The following is a 20,924-nucleotide window of genomic DNA, read 5'->3' as shown; positions in this document are numbered from 1 at the left end:
GAGGTTAAAGCACCCCGAGGGACCCCGCAACCGGAGGAACAAAAGCACCGGTTGCGGGGTGGAAATGCTTAACCGCGGTCGACGGCGCGGTTGCGCAGGGCGCGGGCGGTGCGGTCGCGCTGCTCGGTCACCGCGCGGCGCAGGCCGCCGGGCAGGTCGCGGGACAGGAACTCATCGGCGCGGTCGAGGGTCTCCTGGCTGACATCCCAGCGCGGGAAGAGCCCTGTCACCGTGGTCAGGGCAATCTCGTTGGACTGTGCCGACCAGATCTTCTCCGCCACGTCGAAGAACTCCGCGCTCGGCAGAAGCTCGTCGGAGCCGACGAAGGTGAGGCCCGCCAGCTTGGACGTCAGGTCGCGGTTGCCCAGCTCGCCGGCGACAATCTCGTCCCACACCGCGCGCTTGTTGTCCTCGGTGTTCACGGCAGCCAGGGCCTTGAGAGAGGCCTGGTGGCCCAGCGCGGTGTTATCGCGCTTGAGTTCCTCGGCCACCGCCGTCATGGCGGCGCCGGCGGCTTCGGGACCGGTGACGTCGGCAAGCGAGCCATCAGCAATGAGCGTGGTTAGCGCCTTCCAGCGCAGCCCCGCATCCGCGGAGGTCTTCAGGAGGTCCTGGAGGAAGGCACGGGAGGCGTCGTCAAGCGCAATGCCCGCCAGCGCCTGGGTGAAGACGATGGAGCGCTCGGTGTCGTCAGTACGCGCGCCTTCAAGGAGGGCCTGGGCAAGCTGCCTGTCTTCCTTGGCCCACTCCGGGTCCGCGTAGGTGGACTGGGCGGTGGCGGCCTGGGAGAGGATGCGCTCGAGCACGGCGAGCTCGGTCTCGGCCTCCGCACCGCGGGCCACGAGCGCCACGAAATCGCGGGCGCGCATCGAACCTGCACGGGTCATCTCCCATGCGGTGGACCAGCACAAGGTGCGAGCCATGGGGTCCTCGAATTTCTCGATGTTCTCCAACAAGAACTGCAAAGAACCCGCATCCAGATCGATGAGGCAGTAGGTCAGGTCATCGTCGTTGGGAAGGACGAAGGGGATGTCGGAAAGCGCGCGGCCCACAAGCTCCGGAATCTCGGTGGCGGCGCCCTCGATATCCATCTCGATGCGCTCGGTGCGCACGACCTTCTCACCCTGGAGGTTGTACAGGCCGACAGCGACGCGGTGGGTGCGCAGGGTCTCGCCGGACTGGGTGAGGTGGGCCTGCGTGATGGTGCCAGACTCATCCGTCTCCAATGCCACGCCCAGAGTGTTCACTCCCGCGGTCTTGAGCCACTGCTGCGCCCAGAAGGACAGGTCACGCCCCGAAGCTTCCTCCAAGTGACGCAACAGATCCCCGAACGTGGCATTCGACCACTGGTGCTCCTGGAAATGGCGGCGCACGCCGGCCAGGAAGTTCTCGCGGCCCACATAGGCCTGCAGCTGCTTGAGCACCGACGCACCCTTGGCGTACGTGATGCCGTCGAAGTTCTGCTCCACGGTCTCAATATCAGAAGCATCCGTGGAAATCGGGTGCGTGGTGGGCAGCTGATCCTGTTGGTAGGCCCAAGCCTTTTCAATGTTGGCAAAGGTCACCCACGCGGTGTCGTATTCGGTTTCCTCGGCCTGGGAGATGGCCGCGGACCACGTGGCGAAGGACTCGTTGAGCCACAGGTCGTCCCACCACTGCATGGTGACCAGGTCCCCGAACCACATGTGCGCCAGCTCATGCAGGATGGTGTCCGCGCGGCGCTCGTACTTGTAATGCGAGGCCTTCGAGGTAAACACGTATTCATCACGAATGGTCACGCAGCCGGCGTTCTCCATCGCGCCCGCGTTGAACTCCGGCACAAAAATCTGGTCATACTTGCCAAAGGGGTAGGCAAAGCCGAAGTTGCGGTGGTAGAAGTCGAATCCCTGTTTGGTCTCGGTGAAAATGCGCTCAGCGTCGAGGGACTCCAGCAGCGACGGGCGGCAGTAAATACCCAGGGGCACCTCCACGGACTGTGCGGGAGAGCCCTCCGGGTGCTCCGCCAACGTCCCAGCCCACGTGTCAGTTACGCCCACGTACGGGCCCGCGCACAGCGCAATCAGATAAGTAGACAGCGGGTAGTCCACCGTAGCGCGCACGGTGTTGCCTTCACGCGTGATGGGGGAGTTGGTGATTACGGTCCAGTGCTCTGGAACCTCAAAGCTCAGCGAGTACGTAGCCTTCAAGTCCGGCTGGTCAAAGCAGGCGAAGACGCGCTTGGCGTCGGCAGTCTCGAACTGGGTGTAGAGGTAGGCCTCGCCGTCGACGGGGTCAACAAAGCGGTGTAGGCCCTCACCGGTGCGGGAATAGCGGATTTTCGCCACGACCTTCAGCTCATATTCCGCCACCTGCAGTCCTGATAGTGGGATGCCGTAGGTCGGGTCATAAGCGCTGGTGGGCGGGGGAGCGCCGTTGAGGCGGACCTCGAGGAGTTCGTCACCGCGCAGGTCAATGAACGTCGAGCCGGCTTCCTTCACACGGAACTTCACCACCGTGGTGGAGGTGAAGAACTCCTCCCCGGTGAGGTCGAGGGCGACGTCGTAGTGGCTTACCTCCAGCATGGCCGAGCGCTGCTGGGCCTCATCGCGGGTGAGGTTGATCGAGGTCATAGGGTGCATCTCCTCCTATTCGGTGGCTGGGTCTCTGCACCAGCGTAGTCACGCGCCTAGGGTGGGGTGCCACAGACCACACAAGTAAAGGAGATTATTGTGGCTCAATCCGTAACTTTTTGGTTCGACTGCTCATGCCCGTTTGCGTGGCTGACCTCGCGCTGGATTAAGGAAGTGGAAAAGGTCCGCGATATTGAGGTGACCTTCGAGCCGATGTCCCTGTCCGTGCTCAACGAGGGCCGTGACTTGGACGCAGGCTACATGGAGATGATGGAGGCCAACTGGGGCCCCGCCCGCGTGGCCGCCAAGATTGCCGTGGAGGCCCCGGAGAAGGTCGACGAGTTCTACACCGCCATGGGCACCCGCATCCACACCGAGGGCCAGGGCGGCAAGAAGGGCTTCGGCGCGTACGACGCCATCATTGAGCAGGCGCTTGACGATGTCTCCCTGCCCGCCGACTTCGCCACCGTCGCCAACACCGACGAGATGGACGACATGTTGAAGAAGTTCCACAACCGCGGCATCTCCGAGGTGGGCGATGAGGTGGGCACCCCGGTGGTGAAATTCGGCGATACCGCCTTCTTCGGCCCGGTGATTACCCGCGTTCCCACCGGCGATGAGGCGGGCGAGCTGTTCGACGCCGCAGTGCGTCTGGCCCAGTTCCCGTACTTCTTCGAGCTCAAGCGCTCCCGCACGGAGGACCCGCAGGTTTAGTGCGTGCGGTTGCGCATTGCCGCCGCGATGACGCAGACCAGGACGATAGGCGTGAGCACGAAAGCGGGAAGTCCCGCGATGTTAATGATGGGCAGATAGCTCTGCGCCTGGTATTCCTCCCAGGCTGCGGCTAGCCACGTGGCCCACGACGCACCCGCAAGTAGCGCGAGGACGCTGGCGGTGATTCCGCCGGCGGTGCGTGGCTTATGTAGGAGCCACCACAGGCCCACGCCGAGGTGGGCCAGCGTCATCACTGCTGCCAAGAGAAGTGGCAGAATGAAGACGTTGTCGGTGAAGAAACCGGCGGCGAATAAACCTGCGCCGACAAGGATTGCGCCGACGTAAAGGACACAAACACGAGTGTTCATGGACATAGTGGGGTCCTTCCTTGGGGAGTAGACGTGCCCCACCATATCAATTTTGAGTTATTGCTAAAACGGGTCGGCGGGCGTGTTCGCTGACCGGTAGGATGTGGGCCATGCGCGTTTATTTAGGAGCAGACCACGCAGGGTTCGAGACGAAGAACGTCATTGCCGAACACCTGACAAAGCAGGGCCATGACGTCATTGACTGCGGTGCCCACGAGTACGACGCCGAGGATGACTACCCGGCATTTTGCATCGAGGCCGCGCTGCGAACCGTCAACGATCCGGGCTCGCTGGGTATCGTGCTCGGCGGCTCCGGCAACGGCGAGCAGATTGCCGCCAACAAGGTCAAGGGCGCGCGTTGCGCTCTGGCGTGGTCCCCGGAGACTGCACGCCTGGCCCGCGAGCACAACAATGCCCAGCTCATCGGTATCGGCGGCCGCATGCACTCTGAAGATGAGGCGCTGGCTATCGTGGATGCTTTCCTGGATCAGGAATGGTCCCGCGCCGAGCGCCACCAGCGCCGCATCGACATTCTCGCCGAATACGAGCGCACGAACATTCCTCCGGAGGTTCCGGAGGCTTAAGCTCGCGCTAGTCGTTCATCTCGTTCGGGTGGGGGCCGCCGCGGCCCTCCTCCCCGAGGTCGAGGTCGGTGATGGCAGCCATCTCGGATTCATCTAGCTTGAAGCCAAACACGTCGAAGTTCTGCGCGATGCGCTTCGGGTTCTCCGACTTCGGGAACACGATGATGCCGTTCTGCAGGTGCCAGCGGATGATGACCTGGGCGGGGGAGACGCCGTACTTCTCGGCTGGCTCGGTGATTTCCGGGAGCTCGAAGAGATTGGTCTTGCCCTGGCCCAGCGGGCCCCACGCCTCAATCTGTACCTTGTGGGAGCGGAAGGCATCGAGCTCGCGCCAGCGCTGCAGGTAGGGGTGCAGCTCCACCTGGTTGATCACGGGGGTCTCATCAGTCTGGGTCTCCAGCTTGTCCAGGTGCTCCAGCTGGAAGTTGGACACGCCGATGGACTTCACCTTGCCGGCCTTCTTGAGCTCAATGAGCTGCTTCCACGCCTCGACGTAGGTGTCCTTCTCCGGGCAGGGCCAGTGGATGAGGTACAGATCCACGTAGTCGAGTCCGAGCTTCGCCAAGGACTCATCGAGTGCTGCGGCCGCATCCGTCTGGCGATCGTTCCACAGCTTGGTGGTAATAAATAGCTCCTCGCGCGGAATGCCGGACTTGGCAATCGCGCGGCCCACGCCCTCCTCGTTGCCGTAGATGGCGGCGGTGTCGATGTGGCGGTAGCCCACCTTCAGGGCCTCAGTAACCAGCTCTTCGGTCTTGTCCGCGTCAATCTTGAAGACGCCGAAGCCGAGCTGGGGGATGGAGTTTCCGTCGTGCAGTTCGATAGTAGGTACAGTCATGCGGCCCACTCTACGCAGGGCATGGACATCCGTGCAGAAGGGGAGCGCTAGAAAGTGTGTCTAGCGCTCCGAGATAGAACAGATGAATACTGGAGGAGCGGTGGGGGTTTTCTGTTAGTGCTATCTGTGCTGTCGAATGTCCTGCCTTAGCGTCGGCTGGTGATGTAGCTTCCGTAACTTCTGAAAGCTATCTCCACGCGCCAAGGGGGTGCAAAGCGACACTGGTGGGCGGTATGCGGAGGTGCCTTCCGGTGATAGTTTTGTAAATTGCAGCGCGTTAGGAGAGACGTCTGGCTCGGGGTCCATTGCCGGATCCCGTGCGTTTATCTATGTCAATGGAGCCGGATTATATGCAAATCACGCGCAGGTAAGGTGGCGCGGCGTCTTTAATCTAAAAACTCCATGGAAATTCGTCAAGCTGCACCATTTCCCCACAATCTATTTCCCGGGCCGCTACATTTCGTTAAATTTGAACACTGACACCATCAAGGCAAACACCGATGTTTGTGGTAGGTACACCAAAAACGGGGAAACTTCTCCGTGGGTGTGTATGAATATGAAACCATAGGGAGAACAAAAAGTGAGCTTCGGCGTAATTGAGCTAATTCCACTAGTTATTCTATTGGCAATAGTAGGAATCGTGTTCTTAATCTCTCGGCGTAATAAAAAGGACAAGGACTAGAAGCGTTGGAGAGTTTTCGATGTAGCGCTACTCCCGCTGACTTACTGGGCGGCGGTTCGGTCAGGAATGGGAAACGGGTAGAGACGGCACGCTTGAATCTAAAAATTCTAAAGCCGCACTAGCTACCTAAATTGGGTGGTCAGTGCGGCTTTCGTGGAGGGAATGACGGGAATCGAACCCGCGTCTTCAGCTTGGAAGGCTGAGGTATTAGCCACTATACGACATTCCCACGCGCCGAAATCGGCGTGCCCACTACCTTAGCGCACGGACGCGCCGAAGCGAAAATGGGAACTTTAAGCTGCGGTTGTGCGTTGAGATCGATAGATTAGCCGTACTCAAAAACTCTATTGGATGTGATGCTTTCGTGGGCCCCTTGTTACTCATTCTTGTTGTTGTCGGTGGCGCCGCCGCAGTCCTGTCCTCCCGGAGTGGGAAGAAGCAGAAGGAAGTGCGTGAATCCCAGCGCTTCGACGATGCGTATGCGGACGCGAAGCGATGGATCGAGCGCCTGGGTGGCCAGGTGATGAACCTCAGCGGCACGGACACTGCCTCCCAGCAGGCCATGGCGGATGCCTCGGAGCGTTTTACCGCCGCCAATTCCGCGATTTCCCAGGCAAGCACAGTCAAGCAGGCACAGCTGGCCCGCGAGTCCGCGCTGGAGGGGCTCTACTACGTGGCGGCCGCCCGCGACATTATGGGCATGAACCCCGGCCCGGAGCTGCCGCCGCTGGAGGGCCAGCGCCAGGCGGGCAAGGTGACGGAGACCCGCACGGTGGAAGCTAATGGTGAGACCCTGACGGCGTCGCCAAGCGCATCTGCACAAACCCCGAACTACTACCCGGGTGGTGTGGTTGCGGGCCGCCCGGTGCCGGCCGGCTGGTACTCCCGCCCGTGGTGGGCAGACGCGTTGACCACCGGCGTGTGGATGATGGGCTACTCCATGATGTTTAACGCCATGTTTACTGGCATGGCGGGCGTGGGTTACTCCGCAGCAGCGGCCGAAAGTGGTGACTGGGGCGGCGACATGGGCGGTGCCGAGGGCATGGACGGCGGCGACATGGGCGGCGCGGATGCCGGAGCCGATGCCGGTGGTGACGACGGCGGCGGGTTGTTTGACGGTCTCTTTGGGGGAGACGGCGGCGACGGTGGAATGTTTGACTTCGACTTCGACTTCTAACCGCCAATTTCCCCGATGAGCTGGGGTAACAGGCTCTAGCTGGGGGCCGGTGTTGGGGTGTTTACGCGCCTATCGGTACACTAGCCTCCAGTATGAAGCGCAGCTGCGCGCGGCACGTGATACTCCGCATCGTCGGAGGGTAGCGGCCACGCGTGGAGGCCATCCATACGGGGCGTGGCGCAGCTTGGTAGCGCACCTGCTTTGGGAGCAGGGGGTCGCAGGTTCAAATCCTGTCGCCCCGACGTATGGGGGCCTGGAATGCATCCAGGCCCCTTTCATTTTTTTAAACGATCACAATCAGGAGAGTTTCTCGTGAAGACCACCGTAGACAAGCTGAGCGATACCCGCGTCAAGCTCACCGTCAACGTTCCGTTCGCTGAGCTGGACAAGGAAATCGCTCAGGCCTACGCGGCGATCGCGCAGCAGGTTTCCATCCCCGGCTTCCGTAAGGGTAAGGCACCGCGCCAGCTTATCGACGCTCGCTTTGGCCGCGGCCCGATCCTCGAGCAGGTTGTCAACGACATGCTGCCGTCCCGCTACGAGCAGGCTGTGGCGGAAAATGACCTCAAGGTCATTGGCCAGCCGGAGATCGACATTGCCAAGCTGGAGGACAACGACTTCGTCGAGTTCACCGCTGAGGTTGACGTGCGCCCCGAGTTCGAGGTGCCGGACTTCTCCACCCTCTCCGTGACCGTTCCGGAGCTGTCCGTTTCCGACGAGGACGTGGACAAGGCCCTCGAGGACCTGGCTTCCCGCTTCGGTGAGCTCAAGGACACCAAGCGCAAGATGAAGACCGGTGACTTCGCCGTCATCGACATCACCACTGAGGTTGACGGCACCGCCCTGGATGAGGCTTCCCACGAGGGTCTGTCCTACCGCATCGGCGACGACAGCCTGATGAAGGGACTCGATACTGCCCTGCGCGGCATGAAGACCGGCGAGGACAACGAGTTCACCACCACCATCCAGTCCGGTGAGCACGAGGGCGATGAGGCCACCGTCAAGGTTCACGTGCAGCAGACCAAGGAGCGCAAGCTGCCGGAGCTGGATGATGAGTTCGCCATGATGGCCTCCGAGTTCGACACCATCGAGGAGCTGCGCGAGGACACCAAGTCCCGCGTGGAGGAGACCAAGAAGTCCGAGCAGGCAGCCGCCATCCGTGACGAGGTCCTCAAGGCCGCGCTTGCCGACGTTGACTTTGAGCTCCCCACCTCCGTGGTGGACGAGCAGGTCCACGCTCAGCTGCACCAGGTCATGGGCCAGCTGGCCCACGATGAGAAGGCACTGGCACAGCTGCTCGAGGCGCAGGGCACCACCCGTGAGGAGTTCGACGCTGAGGCACGCAAGTCCGCCGAGGAGTCCGTGCGCACCCAGCTCTTCCTCGATGCCTTGGCAGAGCGCGAGGAGCCGGAGGTGTCCCAGCAGGAGCTGACGGATCACATCCTGTTCACCGCCCAGTCCTACGGCATGGACCCGAACCAGTTCATCCAGCAGCTGCAGTCCAACAACCAGCTGGGGAACCTGTTCTCCGACGTCCGCCGCGGCAAGGCCCTGGCTATCGCCATCTGCCGTGTCGACGTCAAGGACGAGGCCGGCAACAAGGTTGATGTTGACCAGTACTTCGGTGAAATCGAAGAAGAGGACGCTGCAGAAGCTTCCGAGGAGAAGTAATCTCCCGCTTGTAACGCGCTGCTGCCACATGTGTGGTGGCGAGCGCGCATGAAACCCCGGATTCAGGTAACTCAAGGATGAGCCTGAATCCGGGGTTTGTGTCATTGTGAACGCCCTCTAGGAGTCTTTGCGTACTTCGTAGAGGGCGTGATGGATGTTGGCTGGGGATACCGCTAGCCGTTCTTGGCTCTAAAGGCCTCGTCGGTCAGCTGCAGGAAGCGCATAACGTAATCCTTGACAAAGTCTGCGGTACGTTGATTGAGATGTCCGGACTCTTCGAAAAGGGTGGGGGATTGGCCCAGAAATACTTCGGGCTGACCAGGGAGCGGCATTTCGAAGTAGGACAGGGCGAGGCGAAGGTTCTTCTGTGAACTGTAGCCGCCCATGCGGCCTACAGAGTGGCTAATGATACCTGCGGGAAGGTTCTTCCACGCCACATCTGAGTTGGGTTTAGAGCCGATGTCCACTGCGTTTTTGAGGCAGGCGGGGATAGTGCGGTTGTTCTCTGGCGTAATGAAGAGGATCCCGCTCGAGTTCTTGATGGTCTCGCGAAAGGTGGTGTACTCAGCCGGAGTGGGCTTGTCCGTGACGGCGGGGTCATCGTAGTCGAAGTCATAGAGCGGCAAGTCACGGATTTCCACGATGTTTGTCTCGTAGTCTTCAGGGATCATCGTGAGCACCTCGTGTGCAATCTTGCGTGCAAATGACCCTCGCCGCAGGCTGCCGACGATAACGCTGATACGTGGGGTGGTCATGGTAAACCTTCTTTCTTAGTTGGGTGTAGGGAGACGTGGTCAAGGGAGAAAAGGCTTGCAGCCAAAGGCCGGTGGTGGGCCGGCAGCGTGGGCGGCGGTGAGGAAGCCATCTACTTTGTCTCCTTCTTCATGGCGGAAGTACAGTTCGATGAGTCCTAGAAGCCCCCCGAGGACGGCCTCTCGTGCGGCGGATGTATTCAAAAGCCGCATGGCTGCGGGTTGGTTTCCTTCGCGGATGGCTTCAAACAGCGCGATGGTCTCAAGCCAGCTTCCTTGGTCTGGTCGCGGAAAAGGCTTAGAAATCCCAGTCATCATCACTCGTTTCTTCAGCAGTACCAATGACATAGGAGGAACCAGATCCGGAGAAGAAGTCATGGTTCTCATCTGCTCCGGGGGCTAGGGCCGCGAGGATTTCTGGGTTCACTTCCGTTTCTTCGGGCGGGAAATAATCCGGGTAGCCCAAATTCATGAGTGCCTTATTGGCGTTATAGCGAACGAACACGGCTACATCATCCATGAGTCCCAAAGGCTCATATAGCTCGCCGGAATAGTCCAGCTCTAGTGCATAAAGCTCTTCGAGCAAAGAAATGGTGAAATCATGCATCTCCTTCTGCCGTAGCGGGGTCGTGGATTCCAGACCGCGCTGATATTTGTAACCCGAGTAGTAGCCGTGCACTGCCTTGTCACGCAGAATGAGGCGAATCATGTCTGCCGTATTTGTCAGGGTGGCGTGGACAGAAAAGTGCAAGGGAAGATAGAAACCCGCGTAGAGAAGCAGCGAGGAAAGCAGCGTCGATGACACCTTGCGTTTGAGTGGATCCGGCCCAAAATAGTGCGCGAGCACTTTCTTGGCGCGTGCCTGGAGAAGATCGTTATTCACCGCCCAGCGGTATGCTTCATCAATTTCCTTTGTACTGCTCAGGGTAGAAAACACTGAAGAGTATGAACGGGCATGGACTGACTGCATGAAGGCGATGTTGGTATACACGGCCTCCTCGTGTTCGGTGCGGGCATCTTGAATCTGACAGATTTCACCCACGGTGGCCTGGACAGTATCCAGGGTGGTGAGTCCCGTGAACACCCGCATGGTGAGGTTGCGTTCCTCGGGTGTCATCTTCTGCCACGCCGGGAGATCATTAGAAAGCGGGACCTTCTCTGGCAACCAAAAGTTGGCGGTGAGGCGGTTCCATACTTCAAGATCCTTCTCATCGCTCACCCGGTTCCAATTGATGGCGCGGATGCGGGCTGAAGGATCATGCCGGTAGCTCGGCGGAGTAACTGAAATGCTGGTTAGTTCAGCACTATTCGATGTTGAAGACATAGCTTCTTTCTTTCTGAGTGAATGGTTGTGGACAAGGGTGAGGACCGTGCTCCTACAAAGCACAGGAGACGCAGCCTTCGACCTCGGTTCCTTGGAGCGCGGATTGGCGTAAACGGATGTAGTAGAGGGTCTTGATTCCGGCTTTCCAGGCATAGATTTGTGCCTTGTTGATGTCCCGCGTGGTGGTATCAGCGGTAAAGAACAAGGTCAGGGAAAGCCCTTGGTCCACGTGTTGGGTGGCCATGGCGTAGGTGTCGATGATTTTTTCGTATCCCACGGCGTAGGAGTCATCGAAATACTCCAGGTTGTCGTTGGTCATTTCCGGCGCGGGGTAGTACACGCGCCCCAAGCGGCCCTCCTTGCGTATTTCAATTTTGGAGGCAATTGGGTGGATGGACGCGGTGGAGTCATTGATGTAGGAAATTGATCCAGTGGGTGGAACTGCCTGCAAGTAGGCGTTGTAGATGCCGTCGCGCATCACTTGATTCTTGAGCCGTAGCCAATCCTCGCGTTGAGGAATCTGCACGCCTGCTTCATGGAAGAGCTGTTTTACGTGTTCAGTGGCTGGCGCCCAGTCTTGGTCGATGTATTTGTCAAAGTAGGCGCCAGTGGCATAGGTGGATTCTTCAAAGCCTGTGAATCGTTGACCTTTTTCAACCGCGAGTGCATGGGATGCGCGGAGCGCATGGTAGGTCACCGTGAGGAAATAGATATTTGTAAAGTCCAGTGCCTCGGCGCAGCCATAAGGAATACGCTGTGAAGCAAGGAAGCCGTGGAGATTCATTTGGCCCAGACCAATGGCATGCATGGAAGCATTTCCGTGAGCGATGGAAGGAACAGCTTCGATATTCGTCAGGTCTGAAACCTTCGTGAGGGCACGCACTGCGGTTTCGACGGTCTCCCCGAAGTTCGGCGATTCAAAAGCCTTCGCAATGTTGAGCGAACCTAGATTGCAGGAAATATCCTGGCCAACGGTGGTGTAGTCACCCGAAGCTCCGTAGGTGGATGGCGTGTTGACCTGGAGGATTTCACTACACAGGTTGGACATATTGATATGTCCTTTGAGGGGATTAGCGCGGTTGACCGTATCCTCAAAGAGGATGTAGGGGTATCCGGATTCAAACTGAAGCTCAGCCAGCGTGGTGAAAAACTCGCGGGCCTTAATGGTCGTGTGAGAAATTCGCGGATTGGCAACCAACTCGTCGTAGTACTCGGTGATGGACATGTCAGACATGGCTACGCCGTACTCGCGAGCGATGTCATACGGGCTAAACAGATGCATATCTTTGTTCTCTTTGGCCAGCTGGAAGGTTATATCTGGAATAACAACCCCCAGCGAAAGAGTCTTGATGCGGACTTTCTCATCGGCGTTTTCCCGCTTGGTATCTAGGAAGCGAAGAATATCTGGATGGTGCGCATGCAGGTAGACGGCTCCAGCGCCCTGCCGGGCGCCCAATTGGTTGGCATAGCTGAAGCTATCTTCGAGAATCTTCATGACTGGGACTACGCCGGAAGCCTGGTTCTCAATCTTTTTGATCGGGGCTCCGGATTCGCGCAGATTGCTCAGCAACAAGGCCACTCCACCACCGCGCTTTGAAAGTTGCAGTGCAGAGTTCACGCTGCGGCCAATGCTCTCCAAATTGTCTTCGATTCGCAGGAGGAAGCAGGAGACCATTTCGCCGCGCTGGGCTTTGCCTGCGTTGAGAAAAGTAGGGGTGGCGGGCTGGAAGCGTCCGGTCATGATGTCATCCACCAGCTTTTCTGCGAGCTCTTCGTCGCCCTGTGCAAGGTATAAAGCTGTGGTGGCGACACGTTCTTCGTAGCCTTCTAGGAATCGGGAGCCATCAAAGGTTTTCAGTGCATATGAAGTAAAGAACTTAAACGCGCCGAGGAAGGTGCGGAACTGGTGCTTAGCTCGATGAGCTCTGTCGTACATGGCGCACAGAAAGGCGTCATCATAAAGCTCAAGGAAATCCCGCTCGTAGTACTCGTTATCAACCAACCATTCCAAGCGTTGCTTGGTGGAATCGAACTGATGCATGCGGGGAGCGACATGGTGCGTGACATAGTCTTGTGCTGCCTGAATGTCCTTGTCAAACTGGATTTTTCCAGAAGCGTCGAACAAGTTCAGCTGCGCGTTGAGTGCGTGGTAGCTCTTGCGCTTGCCGACACCGCCGGCATTGTCTGCTGAAGCGGTGCGGGGCGTAGCGCCAATAGTCTGTGTGGGGGTGGCATCAAGAGGCCACATTGTGTTTTCCAATCTGTGTGATGCGGATGTGTTCTTCATCTTGTGGGGGATTAATGGGGTGTCATCGTTAGCTGCTTTTGCTGCTCCCAAAACTTGTGAAGGCCCTGTTTTACGGCGGCAATGTCTCTCTGGGTGCCGAGAAGCTCGAAGTGATACAGCTCCGGTACGTGGCACTTAGCGGAAATGATGCGTCCGGCGACGCAGTAAGCACTTCCGAAGTTGGTATTCCCTGAGGTAATAACGCCCCGGATAAAGGAGCGGTTGATTGGGTCATTGAGGAAGTCGATGACCTGTTTGGGGACTGCGCGTTTGAGCGAGCCGCCGCCGTAGGTGGGAACGATGAGTACGTACGGGTGTGAAACCTGGATCATCCCGGTTTTCTTGGGGCGCAGTGGAATGCGCACCGCGGGTCTATCTAAGCGTTCGACGAATCTTTTCGTGTTTTCTGAAACGCTGGAAAAGTACACCAAATCTGGTGAGTCTGACATGGCAATCCTGCTCATCCTGGCCTTAGCCATAAGTGGGATAGGTGATATTCGAAAAGACTAACTACGCAATGCCGTAGTTGCAACTACGGTCTAACGTAGTTTTGAAAAGGGCAGGTGAGAGCAGGATTAATGCAAAGGGGAAGGTCTAAAGGTTGTGGTGTGCTACAAACACTGCGTCGGTAGCTGGGCGTCCAAGTACTACCCACTGAGTGCTGCCGGCCACCTGTATTTCGAGAGAATCTGAAAAGGGCGCTCCCTCGCGCGTGCTAAGAACAGCCCCAGTGACAATGCCGCGCTCTTCAAGGAACTTCAGCAGTTGTGGGTCGGAATCAGAAATGCGTTCCACGGTCACCTGCGATTGTGCACCGCTGTCGGTGAGGCGATGCGCACTGGGGATTGTGATCTGTCCATCAACCGTAGGGATAGGATCGCCGTGCGGATCCCTAGTGGGGTAATCAAGGAACTTATCCACACGTTCTATGAGCATGTCAGACACCGCGTGTTCGAGATTTTCGGCTTCATTATGGACTTCGTCCCACGTGTAGTCCAATGCTTGAACCAAAAAAGACTCAAGCAATCGGTGGCGGCGCACCATGACCAATGCGTACTGCCTGCCAAGTTCGGTTAACTCCACAGAGCCATAGGGCGTGTGTGACACGAGCCCTTGCTTCGCCATTTTGCGCACTGCATCGGAGACCGAGGAGAGCTTGAGTCCCAGCTGTTTCGCTATAAGTGTGGCAGTAACGGGCTCGGACGACCATTCCTTTAGCCCCCAGATAGCTTTTAAATAGTTCTGGGTACTGGTGGACAGCTCAGAAACAGACATGAGTAAATGTTAACCCAGCTTCCGTATGTGCCTTTGGCGCTGTGTCCCAACGCTCATAGCGAACAGAGGCCAAGTTTGAGAGGAATGCCGGTAAGGTGGGGCCAGTTAAAGCATTCTTCACTTGAAGGAGAACCACTAATGTCTGAGAAGATTTCAATGAACTCGTCGTCTACGGGTATGAATCTGAGCGATAGCGTGTACGAGCGCCTGTTGCGCGAGCGCATTATCTTCCTGGGAACCCAGGTCGATGATGAGATTGCGAACAAGCTGTGCGCCCAGATCCTCCTGCTGTCTGCCGAGGACCCCACTCGCGACATTTCGCTTTACATCAACTCCCCGGGTGGCTCTGTCACCGCGGGCATGGCCATCTACGACACGATGAAGTACTCGCCGTGCGATGTGGCTACGTATGGCATGGGCCTGGCTGCCTCCATGGGGCAGTTCCTTCTCTCCGGCGGCACCAAGGGCAAGCGCTACGCTCTGCCGCACGCGCGCATCATGATGCACCAGCCTTCCGCTGGTGTCGGTGGTACCGCAGCTGACATCGCCATCCAGGCTGAGCAGTTCGCGCAGACCAAGCGTGAGATGGCTGAGCTCATCGCTGAGCACACCGGCCAGACCTTCGAGCAGATCACCAAGGACTCTGACCGTGACCGCTGGTTCACCGCCCAGCAGGCCAAGGAGTACGGAATCGTCGACCACGTCATCGAGTCCGTCAACGGTCCTATCAGCAACTAGGGAACAAGGAGCCTTAATACAATGTCTAACCTTCAGATGCCTTCTTCCCGCTACGTTCTGCCAGAGTTTATTGAGCAGAACGCGCAGGGATCCAAGACCACCAACCCGTACTCCAAGCTGTTTGAGGAGCGCATCATCTTCCTGGGCACCCAGGTCGATGACACCTCCGCTAACGACATCATGGCGCAGCTGCTGGTGCTGGAGTCTCAGGACCCAGACCGCGATATCACGATGTATATCAACTCCCCGGGTGGCTCGTTCACCGCGCTGATGGCTATCTACGACACGATGCGCTACGTCCGTCCGGACGTGCAGACCGTGTGCCTAGGCCAGGCTGCATCCGCAGCGGCCGTTCTGTTGGCCGCCGGTGCTCCGGGCAAGCGCGCCGCTCTGCCGAACTCTCGCGTGCTGATTCACCAGCCGCGCACGCAGGGCACGCAGGGCCAGGTCTCTGACCTTGAGATCGAGGCCAACGAGATCGAGCGCATGCGCCGCCTCATGGAGGAGACCCTGGCTGAGCACACCGGTCGCACTGCGGAGCAGGTGCGCATCGATACCGACCGTGACAAGATCCTCACCGCGCAGGAAGCTGTTGAATACGGCCTCATCGATACCGTCTTTGACTACCGCAAGCTGAACGCCTAAGTCAGCCGCGCCAGAAAGCGCGTTGCCCCGCCGCCCGGATGATTCCGGGGGCGGGGCTTATCACATGTTTTCCAGGTGGGCCGAGCATCTGAGCTCACCGGCAACGAGACCGGAGAGGCATTAAGCGCGGGCTCCGACCGACACCGGCTGGGGTGCTGCCGTTGTAGTGGAGGTGTAGGCGTGCACGCCGACGAGGGATACCGCGGCCAGCACTGCGGTCGCTCCAGCAAGGGTGTAGAGGCCAGTCGGCGTCCAACCGTTCTCGAGGAGGTAGCCGGCGGCGATGGGGGCGAGGGTGGCACCCACGCGCGCGATGCCAATGGCCGCGCCGGTTCCCGTCGTGCGCAGGGCCGAGGGGTAGGCCTCCGGGGTCACCGTATAGAGACCGGAAATGCACGCGTTTAGGGTCAGGCCAACGCCGACGCCAAGTGCGAACATCAGGCCTGGTACGGCGGTGGAGGTGATGAAACCGACGAGCACCGCCGCGGAGATGAGGCTGAAGACGATGAGGAGGGGACGGGCGTCGATTCGGGTGGTGAGAAGGCCGAAGAGGATGGCGCCGATGGCACCGCCGAAGGAGAGCATGATTCCGCCCAGGATTCCCTGCTGTGCGGTAAGGCCCTCGGCGGTGAGCAGCTTCGGGGTCCATTGGGAGGTGAAGTTGTAGGCAAACATGATGAAGCTAAACGCCAGCCAAAGCTTAATGGAGGTCTGGAGGAACTGCGGGGAGATGAGGTCCTTGTAGGAGGCTTTGTGCTCGGTGCGGGGGCGGACGTTGACGTCGCCAGTCAGCTTCAGCGTGGCGGCGATTCTGCGCACTGTATCCATCCGGCCGCGGGCAGCGAGGAAGTCGGCAGATTCCGGAACGAAGGCGACTGTGAGGGCAAGGGCCACGACCGTGAGCGCGGCGCCGACCCAGAAGATGGGCTGCCACGTGTCGAAGGAGGAGGCGATGACACCGCACAGGGATGCACCGAGACCATAGCCGGAGGCGTAAATGGCGACGGCGAGCCCGCGGAAGCGAAGGTTGGAGTACTCGCTGACGAGCACGGTGACGCACACGAGCACGCCACCGACGCCGATACCGGTGATGACGCGGAAGAAAAGCAGCAGGCTAAACGTCGGCGCCAAAGCGGTGAGAACCAGGCCTGCTAAGTCAATGAGCAGCGATACAGTAATGAGCTTGGTGCGGCCGAGGCGGTCCGCCAGCGGTGCGAGAAAGAGCGAGCCGAGCCCAATGCCGATGAGGGCGGCGGAGAGCAACCAGCCGAGGGTGGAATCAGACAGCGCAAACTCTTCGCTCACTGAGCCCGCACCAAAGGCCATCGCCACCATGTCGTAGCCATCGAGGGCGTTGAGGTAGAGGGCGATGGCGATGATGAGCCACTGGCGTGCGCCCATAGGGGAGCGGTCAATGAGTTCGCGGATATCCATGAAATTCTTTCTTACGGGGAAGGTTAGACAGTAAGTTAATGAACCGCTCTGTCTATGTCTATTAACTGGGGTTTTAAATTCAATGGCGCGCCACTCTGTGGGAATGAGACTCGCGTCGGAGTCGTTGACTAGAGTGTGAATGAGACCGGTGGGGACGAAAACAAGAAGTGCCCCACCATGCACCCAAAAGAGAGTTGAAAGGGCTTCATGGCACGTATGCAAGAAAGCGCTGACCTGCTCAAGTGTTCCTTCTGTGGAAAGAGCCAAAAGCAGGTGAAGAAGCTTATCGCCGGCGGCGGCGTCTACATTTGCGATGAGTGCATTGAGCTCTGCAACGAGATCATTGAGGAAGAGCTCGGTGCCGCCCAGGCTGCGTCCGAGGAGGAGAAGGAAACCCGCCTCCCGCGGCCCTCGGAGATTTCGGCGTTCCTAGATAAGTACGTCATTGGCCAGGACAAGGCTAAGCGCGTGCTGTCCGTGGCGGTGTACAACCACTACAAGCGCATCAAGGCCGAGGAGGCCGCGGGCCTGGAGAACCGCCGCAAGAAGGCGCAGGAGGAGGACGTGGAGATTGCCAAGTCCAACATCCTCATGCTGGGCCCCACGGGTTCCGGAAAGACCTACTTGGCGCAGACCTTGGCCCGGTTGCTCGACGTTCCCTTTGCCATCGCCGATGCCACCAGCCTCACCGAGGCCGGCTATGTGGGCGAGGACGTGGAGAACATCCTGCTCAAACTGCTGCAGGCGGCGGATTTCGACGTGGAGCGTGCGCAGCACGGCATCATTTACGTCGACGAGGTGGATAAGATCTCCCGCAAATCGGAGAACCCCTCCATTACCCGTGACGTCTCTGGTGAAGGCGTGCAGCAGGCCCTACTGAAGATTCTCGAGGGCACCGTGGCGGCCATCCCGCCGCAGGGCGGGCGCAAACACCCGAACCAGGAATTCATCCAGCTGGATACGTCCAACATTCTCTTCATCGTGGCCGGCGCCTTCGCGGGTCTGGACAAGGTGATTTCGGAGCGCGTGGGCAAGAAAGGCGTGGGCTTCGGCGCGGAGCTGGAGACCAAGCAGGAGATGGAAGCCGCGGACCTCTTCTCCCAGGTACGCCCCGAGGACTTGGTGAAGTTCGGCCTGATCCCGGAATTCATTGGCCGCCTTCCCGTCGTGGCCACGGTGGATAACCTGGACCGCGAGTCCCTGGTCAAGGTCCTCATGGAGCCGAAGAACTCCTTGGTAAAGCAGTACCAGCGCCTGTTCAGCATGGACGGTTCGGAGCTGGTGTTCGATGACGCTGCGCTCGACGCCATTGCGGAGCTGGCCCTCGAGCGCAAGACCGGCGCCCGCGGCCTGCGCGCCATCATGGAGGAGCTGCTCGTGCCGGTCATGTATGACCTGCCGGACCGCGAGGACATCGCCAGCGTGCACATCACCGAGGCCTGTGTGAATGGGGAGGGCGAGCCGGAGTTCGTCTACTCGGACGAGGCGAAGGAATCCGCCTAGATTCGTTGACGAAGAAAGTGGCCGATCGGTGCCGTGGAGCATCTGTCGGTCATTTTTTTGAGCCTTAGGATAGAAGAGGAGAGGAGGAGTCTTTCATGGAGCAGCGTGATCAACAATCACTCCAAGTGGCCAAACTCTACTATCGCGGGGGGATGAGTCAAGGTGAGGTGGCATCGGAGATGGGGCTTTCTCGACCAACCGTTGCTAAGCTCCTGCAGCATGCAAAAGCGCGAGGCTACGTTACAGTGGAGATTCATGATCCGCGCGAAGACAGCGACGAGCTGGGGCAGCGGTTGATGGAGCGCTATGGGATTGAGGACGTTCGCCTCGTCTATAGCCCTCGTGGCGATGAGGACACGCTGACAGAAGGTCTGGGACGGGTCGGGGCGAAGATGCTTCATGAGCTAGTTCATGACGGAATGAGTATCGGAATTTCTTGGGGAAATACGATGCATTCCGTCGCGCGCCACTTACAACCCAAGAGCGTTGCGGGAGTTGAGGTTGTACAGCTCAAAGGCGGACATTCGCACTCCAGCCGCGTGACAAATGATATGGATACGCTGAAGCGTGTTAGTTCTGCTTTTGGTGCCGAAGCGATAAGCCTTCCGCTCCCCGTTATCTTCGATTCCGCGGTGGCGAAAGAGATCGTAGAGAAAGATAGACATATTTCTTCGATTCTTAACGCGGGGCGCCAAGCTGACCTCGCAGTTTTTACTGTGGGTGGTGTCTCGCGCAGTAGCTTGTTGCTCAATCTTGGGTATCTCAGTGAGCAGGAGATCCAAGCCTTGGAACACCACGCGGTTGGAGATGCCTGTTCACGCTTCTATACTGCCGAGGGAACGGTGGCCGAACCAGCAGTGGACGCGCGCACGGTTGGTATTTCCTTGTCTGAGTTGAGAGAGGTCCCTCAGCGGTTAATGGTTGCTGGAGGTTTGCAGAAGAGTAGGGCAATCGATACGGCTTTGAGGATGAATTTGCCCACGCACGTGGTCATCGATAAGGAGACGGCCAACCACCTATTACAGCAGTAAGAGCTCCGAAAGAGCCCTCCCTCTTCTCAAAAGGAAGGCTCTTTCTGTTCGGAAGGACTATAGCGCCATCGGGGCGACAATTACGCCAACAATTGCGGCGTTGAGCATATTGGTCAAGAATCCGCCGACCAAAGCTTTGGGGCCAAGCTTGGCAATTTCACCTCGGCGTTCGGGGACAAGACCACCAATAGCGCCAATTTGGATGCCAATGGAAGAGATATTGGCGAAGCCTGCGAGAGCAAAGGACGAGAGCATGATGGCCTTATCACTCAGTTGATCGATGTTGTCACCGAAGGCGGTGTAGCCCACAAACTCATTGAGGATCGTCTTTTGGCCGATGAAGCTACCGACTTGCGTGACATCATCCCATGGGACGCCGATAAGCCATGCGACTGGAGCGAAGAAAAGCCCGAACAGTCCTTCCAAGGACCAGTTGTCTTGCCCAAAGATAGAGCCAATCCCGCCCAAAATGGCGGAAAGCATGGCAATCATAGCGATGAATGCAATGAGAAGGCACGCTACGGAAATTGCGATACGACCGCCAGCCATTGCGCCACTACTTATGGCGTCGATAACGTTCTTGGAATCGTTGTCGCGTACGTCTTTGACCGTGGCGTCCAAGTTGGATTCCTCAGTTTCTGGCATGAGTCCTTTGGCAATAAGTAGGGAGCCTGGAGCGTTCATCAATGAGGCCGCAAGCAGATATTCCAGCGGGGCGCCCAATAGCGAATAACCAATAAGGGTAGAGCCAGCAACTGAGGCGAAGCCACCGACCATGCAGGTATAGAGCTCGGAGCGGGTGAGCTTCGGTAAGTAAGGCTTAATAACGAGAGGGGCCTCAGACTGTCCTAGGAAGATTACTGTGGTGGCCCACACCGACTCTACTTTGGAGGTGCCCATGAGCCATTTAATGCCGGAACCAACGTATTCAACAAAATACTGAATTACACGGAAGTAGTAGAGAGCAGCAATAATCGCGCCCAAGAAGATGACTACTGGGAGAACGTTGAGCGCGAAAATGAAGTCTTCACCGAGTAGGCCACCAAAAACAAAGGATGTACCTTCATTCGTAAAATCGGTGAGCTTCGTCAGTCCGTGAGACACCGCTTCCAAAGCTTTGAACCCGGGCTCCCAAGCAAGAACGAGGAAGCAAAAGACAATTTGGAGGGCAAGGCCGACTCCGATTGTGCGCCACTTAATGTTCTTGCGAGAACTAGAAAACACATAAATTACTGCGAGAATTGCAAGAATTCCCAACAGACCTTGTAGGCGTTCCATGAAATCAGACCGTT

General features: G+C 58.3%; 19 protein-coding genes and 2 tRNA genes. 9 read left to right on the top strand and 12 right to left on the bottom strand.

Annotated features, from left to right (window positions below; genetic code table 11):
- Nucleotides 1–68 precede the first annotated feature (68 nt).
- Nucleotides 69–2,609, bottom strand: a complete 2,541-nt coding sequence (gene pepN / locus ACKFR8_RS06280; RefSeq protein WP_408930925.1) for an aminopeptidase N — start codon at nucleotides 2,607–2,609, stop codon at nucleotides 69–71.
- A gap of 99 nt (nucleotides 2,610–2,708) precedes the next feature.
- Between pepN and ACKFR8_RS06275 the strand changes: the two genes are divergently transcribed.
- On the top strand, nucleotides 2,709–3,323 hold the full coding sequence (locus ACKFR8_RS06275) for a mycothiol-dependent nitroreductase Rv2466c family protein (protein WP_408930924.1): 615 nt from the start codon (nucleotides 2,709–2,711) through the stop codon (nucleotides 3,321–3,323).
- Here the strand turns inward: ACKFR8_RS06275 and ACKFR8_RS06270 are convergent.
- Nucleotides 3,320–3,691 carry a hypothetical protein gene (locus ACKFR8_RS06270; protein ID WP_408930923.1) on the bottom strand — a complete coding sequence of 124 codons (372 nt, stop codon included), beginning with the start codon at nucleotides 3,689–3,691 and terminating at the stop codon, nucleotides 3,320–3,322. The two genes, ACKFR8_RS06275 and ACKFR8_RS06270, sit on opposite strands and share 4 nt — an antisense overlap.
- Before the next feature lie 110 nt (nucleotides 3,692–3,801).
- Between ACKFR8_RS06270 and ACKFR8_RS06265 the strand changes: the two genes are divergently transcribed.
- Entirely contained in the window at nucleotides 3,802–4,275 is a 474-nt protein-coding gene (locus ACKFR8_RS06265; RefSeq protein ID WP_408930922.1) for a ribose-5-phosphate isomerase, read from the top strand.
- 7 nt (nucleotides 4,276–4,282) lie between these two features.
- Here the strand turns inward: ACKFR8_RS06265 and ACKFR8_RS06260 are convergent, their stop codons facing one another.
- A complete protein-coding gene (locus tag ACKFR8_RS06260; protein WP_408930921.1) occupies nucleotides 4,283–5,113 on the bottom strand; it encodes an aldo/keto reductase in 831 nt (276 codons plus the stop codon).
- 836 nt (nucleotides 5,114–5,949) lie between these two features.
- A tRNA-Gly gene (locus ACKFR8_RS06255) sits at nucleotides 5,950–6,024 on the bottom strand.
- Nucleotides 6,025–6,159: 135 nt separating this feature from the next.
- Between ACKFR8_RS06255 and ACKFR8_RS06250 the strand changes: the two genes are divergently transcribed.
- The 3 genes from ACKFR8_RS06250 (at nucleotide 6,160) to tig (ending at nucleotide 8,643) form a co-directional block, all read left to right on the top strand.
- The gene (locus tag ACKFR8_RS06250) at nucleotides 6,160–6,972 is read left to right on the top strand and encodes a DUF1542 domain-containing protein (protein ID WP_408930920.1); all 813 of its coding nucleotides are present in this window, start codon (nucleotides 6,160–6,162) and stop codon (nucleotides 6,970–6,972) included.
- 168 nt (nucleotides 6,973–7,140) lie between these two features.
- Nucleotides 7,141–7,214, top strand: a tRNA-Pro gene (locus ACKFR8_RS06245).
- A 70-nt stretch (nucleotides 7,215–7,284) separates the two neighbouring features.
- A complete protein-coding gene (gene tig, locus ACKFR8_RS06240; protein ID WP_408930919.1) occupies nucleotides 7,285–8,643 on the top strand; it encodes a trigger factor in 1,359 nt (452 codons plus the stop codon).
- A 173-nt stretch (nucleotides 8,644–8,816) separates the two neighbouring features.
- On the opposite strand, the gene ACKFR8_RS06235 is transcribed toward tig, so the two are convergent.
- From ACKFR8_RS06235 to ACKFR8_RS06210, 6 genes are all read right to left on the bottom strand, one after another.
- The gene (locus ACKFR8_RS06235) at nucleotides 8,817–9,398 is read right to left on the bottom strand and encodes an NADPH-dependent FMN reductase (protein ID WP_408930918.1); all 582 of its coding nucleotides are present in this window, start codon (nucleotides 9,396–9,398) and stop codon (nucleotides 8,817–8,819) included.
- Nucleotides 9,399–9,437: 39 nt separating this feature from the next.
- Nucleotides 9,438–9,743, bottom strand: a complete 306-nt coding sequence (locus ACKFR8_RS06230) for a hypothetical protein (protein WP_023020917.1) — start codon at nucleotides 9,741–9,743, stop codon at nucleotides 9,438–9,440.
- The gene (gene nrdF / locus ACKFR8_RS06225) at nucleotides 9,694–10,719 is read right to left on the bottom strand and encodes a class 1b ribonucleoside-diphosphate reductase subunit beta (RefSeq protein WP_284791450.1); all 1,026 of its coding nucleotides are present in this window, start codon (nucleotides 10,717–10,719) and stop codon (nucleotides 9,694–9,696) included. The genes ACKFR8_RS06230 and nrdF overlap by 50 nt, the downstream gene beginning before the upstream one ends.
- A 52-nt stretch (nucleotides 10,720–10,771) precedes the next feature.
- Nucleotides 10,772–12,967 carry a class 1b ribonucleoside-diphosphate reductase subunit alpha gene (gene nrdE / locus ACKFR8_RS06220; RefSeq protein WP_408930998.1) on the bottom strand — a complete coding sequence of 732 codons (2,196 nt, stop codon included), beginning with the start codon at nucleotides 12,965–12,967 and terminating at the stop codon, nucleotides 10,772–10,774.
- Nucleotides 12,968–13,017: 50 nt separating this feature from the next.
- Nucleotides 13,018–13,485, bottom strand: a complete 468-nt coding sequence (gene nrdI, locus ACKFR8_RS06215; protein ID WP_257157375.1) for a class Ib ribonucleoside-diphosphate reductase assembly flavoprotein NrdI — start codon at nucleotides 13,483–13,485, stop codon at nucleotides 13,018–13,020.
- Between the two features lie 115 nt (nucleotides 13,486–13,600).
- Nucleotides 13,601–14,281, bottom strand: a complete 681-nt coding sequence (locus tag ACKFR8_RS06210; RefSeq protein WP_408930917.1) for a metal-dependent transcriptional regulator — start codon at nucleotides 14,279–14,281, stop codon at nucleotides 13,601–13,603.
- 138 nt (nucleotides 14,282–14,419) lie between these two features.
- On the opposite strand from ACKFR8_RS06210, the gene ACKFR8_RS06205 reads away from it, so the two are divergent.
- On the top strand, nucleotides 14,420–15,019 hold the full coding sequence (locus tag ACKFR8_RS06205) for an ATP-dependent Clp protease proteolytic subunit (RefSeq protein WP_042531994.1): 600 nt from the start codon (nucleotides 14,420–14,422) through the stop codon (nucleotides 15,017–15,019).
- A 21-nt stretch (nucleotides 15,020–15,040) separates the two neighbouring features.
- Entirely contained in the window at nucleotides 15,041–15,664 is a 624-nt protein-coding gene (locus tag ACKFR8_RS06200; RefSeq protein WP_070447792.1) for an ATP-dependent Clp protease proteolytic subunit, read from the top strand.
- Between the two features lie 120 nt (nucleotides 15,665–15,784).
- Here the strand turns inward: ACKFR8_RS06200 and ACKFR8_RS06195 are convergent, their stop codons facing one another.
- Entirely contained in the window at nucleotides 15,785–17,098 is a 1,314-nt protein-coding gene (locus tag ACKFR8_RS06195; RefSeq protein WP_408930916.1) for an MFS transporter, read from the bottom strand.
- A gap of 207 nt (nucleotides 17,099–17,305) precedes the next feature.
- Here ACKFR8_RS06195 and clpX point away from each other — a divergent pair, with 207 nt between their 5' ends.
- Complete coding sequence (gene clpX / locus ACKFR8_RS06190) at nucleotides 17,306–18,601, top strand: ATP-dependent Clp protease ATP-binding subunit ClpX (protein ID WP_408930915.1); 1,296 nt, start codon at nucleotides 17,306–17,308, stop codon at nucleotides 18,599–18,601.
- 95 nt (nucleotides 18,602–18,696) lie between these two features.
- On the top strand, nucleotides 18,697–19,632 hold the full coding sequence (locus ACKFR8_RS06185) for a sugar-binding transcriptional regulator (protein WP_408930914.1): 936 nt from the start codon (nucleotides 18,697–18,699) through the stop codon (nucleotides 19,630–19,632).
- A gap of 57 nt (nucleotides 19,633–19,689) precedes the next feature.
- Here the strand turns inward: ACKFR8_RS06185 and ACKFR8_RS06180 are convergent, their stop codons facing one another.
- Nucleotides 19,690–20,910, bottom strand: a complete 1,221-nt coding sequence (locus ACKFR8_RS06180; protein WP_296134242.1) for a NupC/NupG family nucleoside CNT transporter — start codon at nucleotides 20,908–20,910, stop codon at nucleotides 19,690–19,692.
- Nucleotides 20,911–20,924 lie beyond the last annotated feature (14 nt).

This window comes from Corynebacterium axilliensis, from assembly GCF_046097495.1.
Taxonomy (GTDB): Bacteria; Actinomycetota; Actinomycetes; order Mycobacteriales; family Mycobacteriaceae; genus Corynebacterium.
Note: the sequence above shows the minus strand (reverse complement) of the source record. Positions and strands in the feature narration are given on the sequence as shown.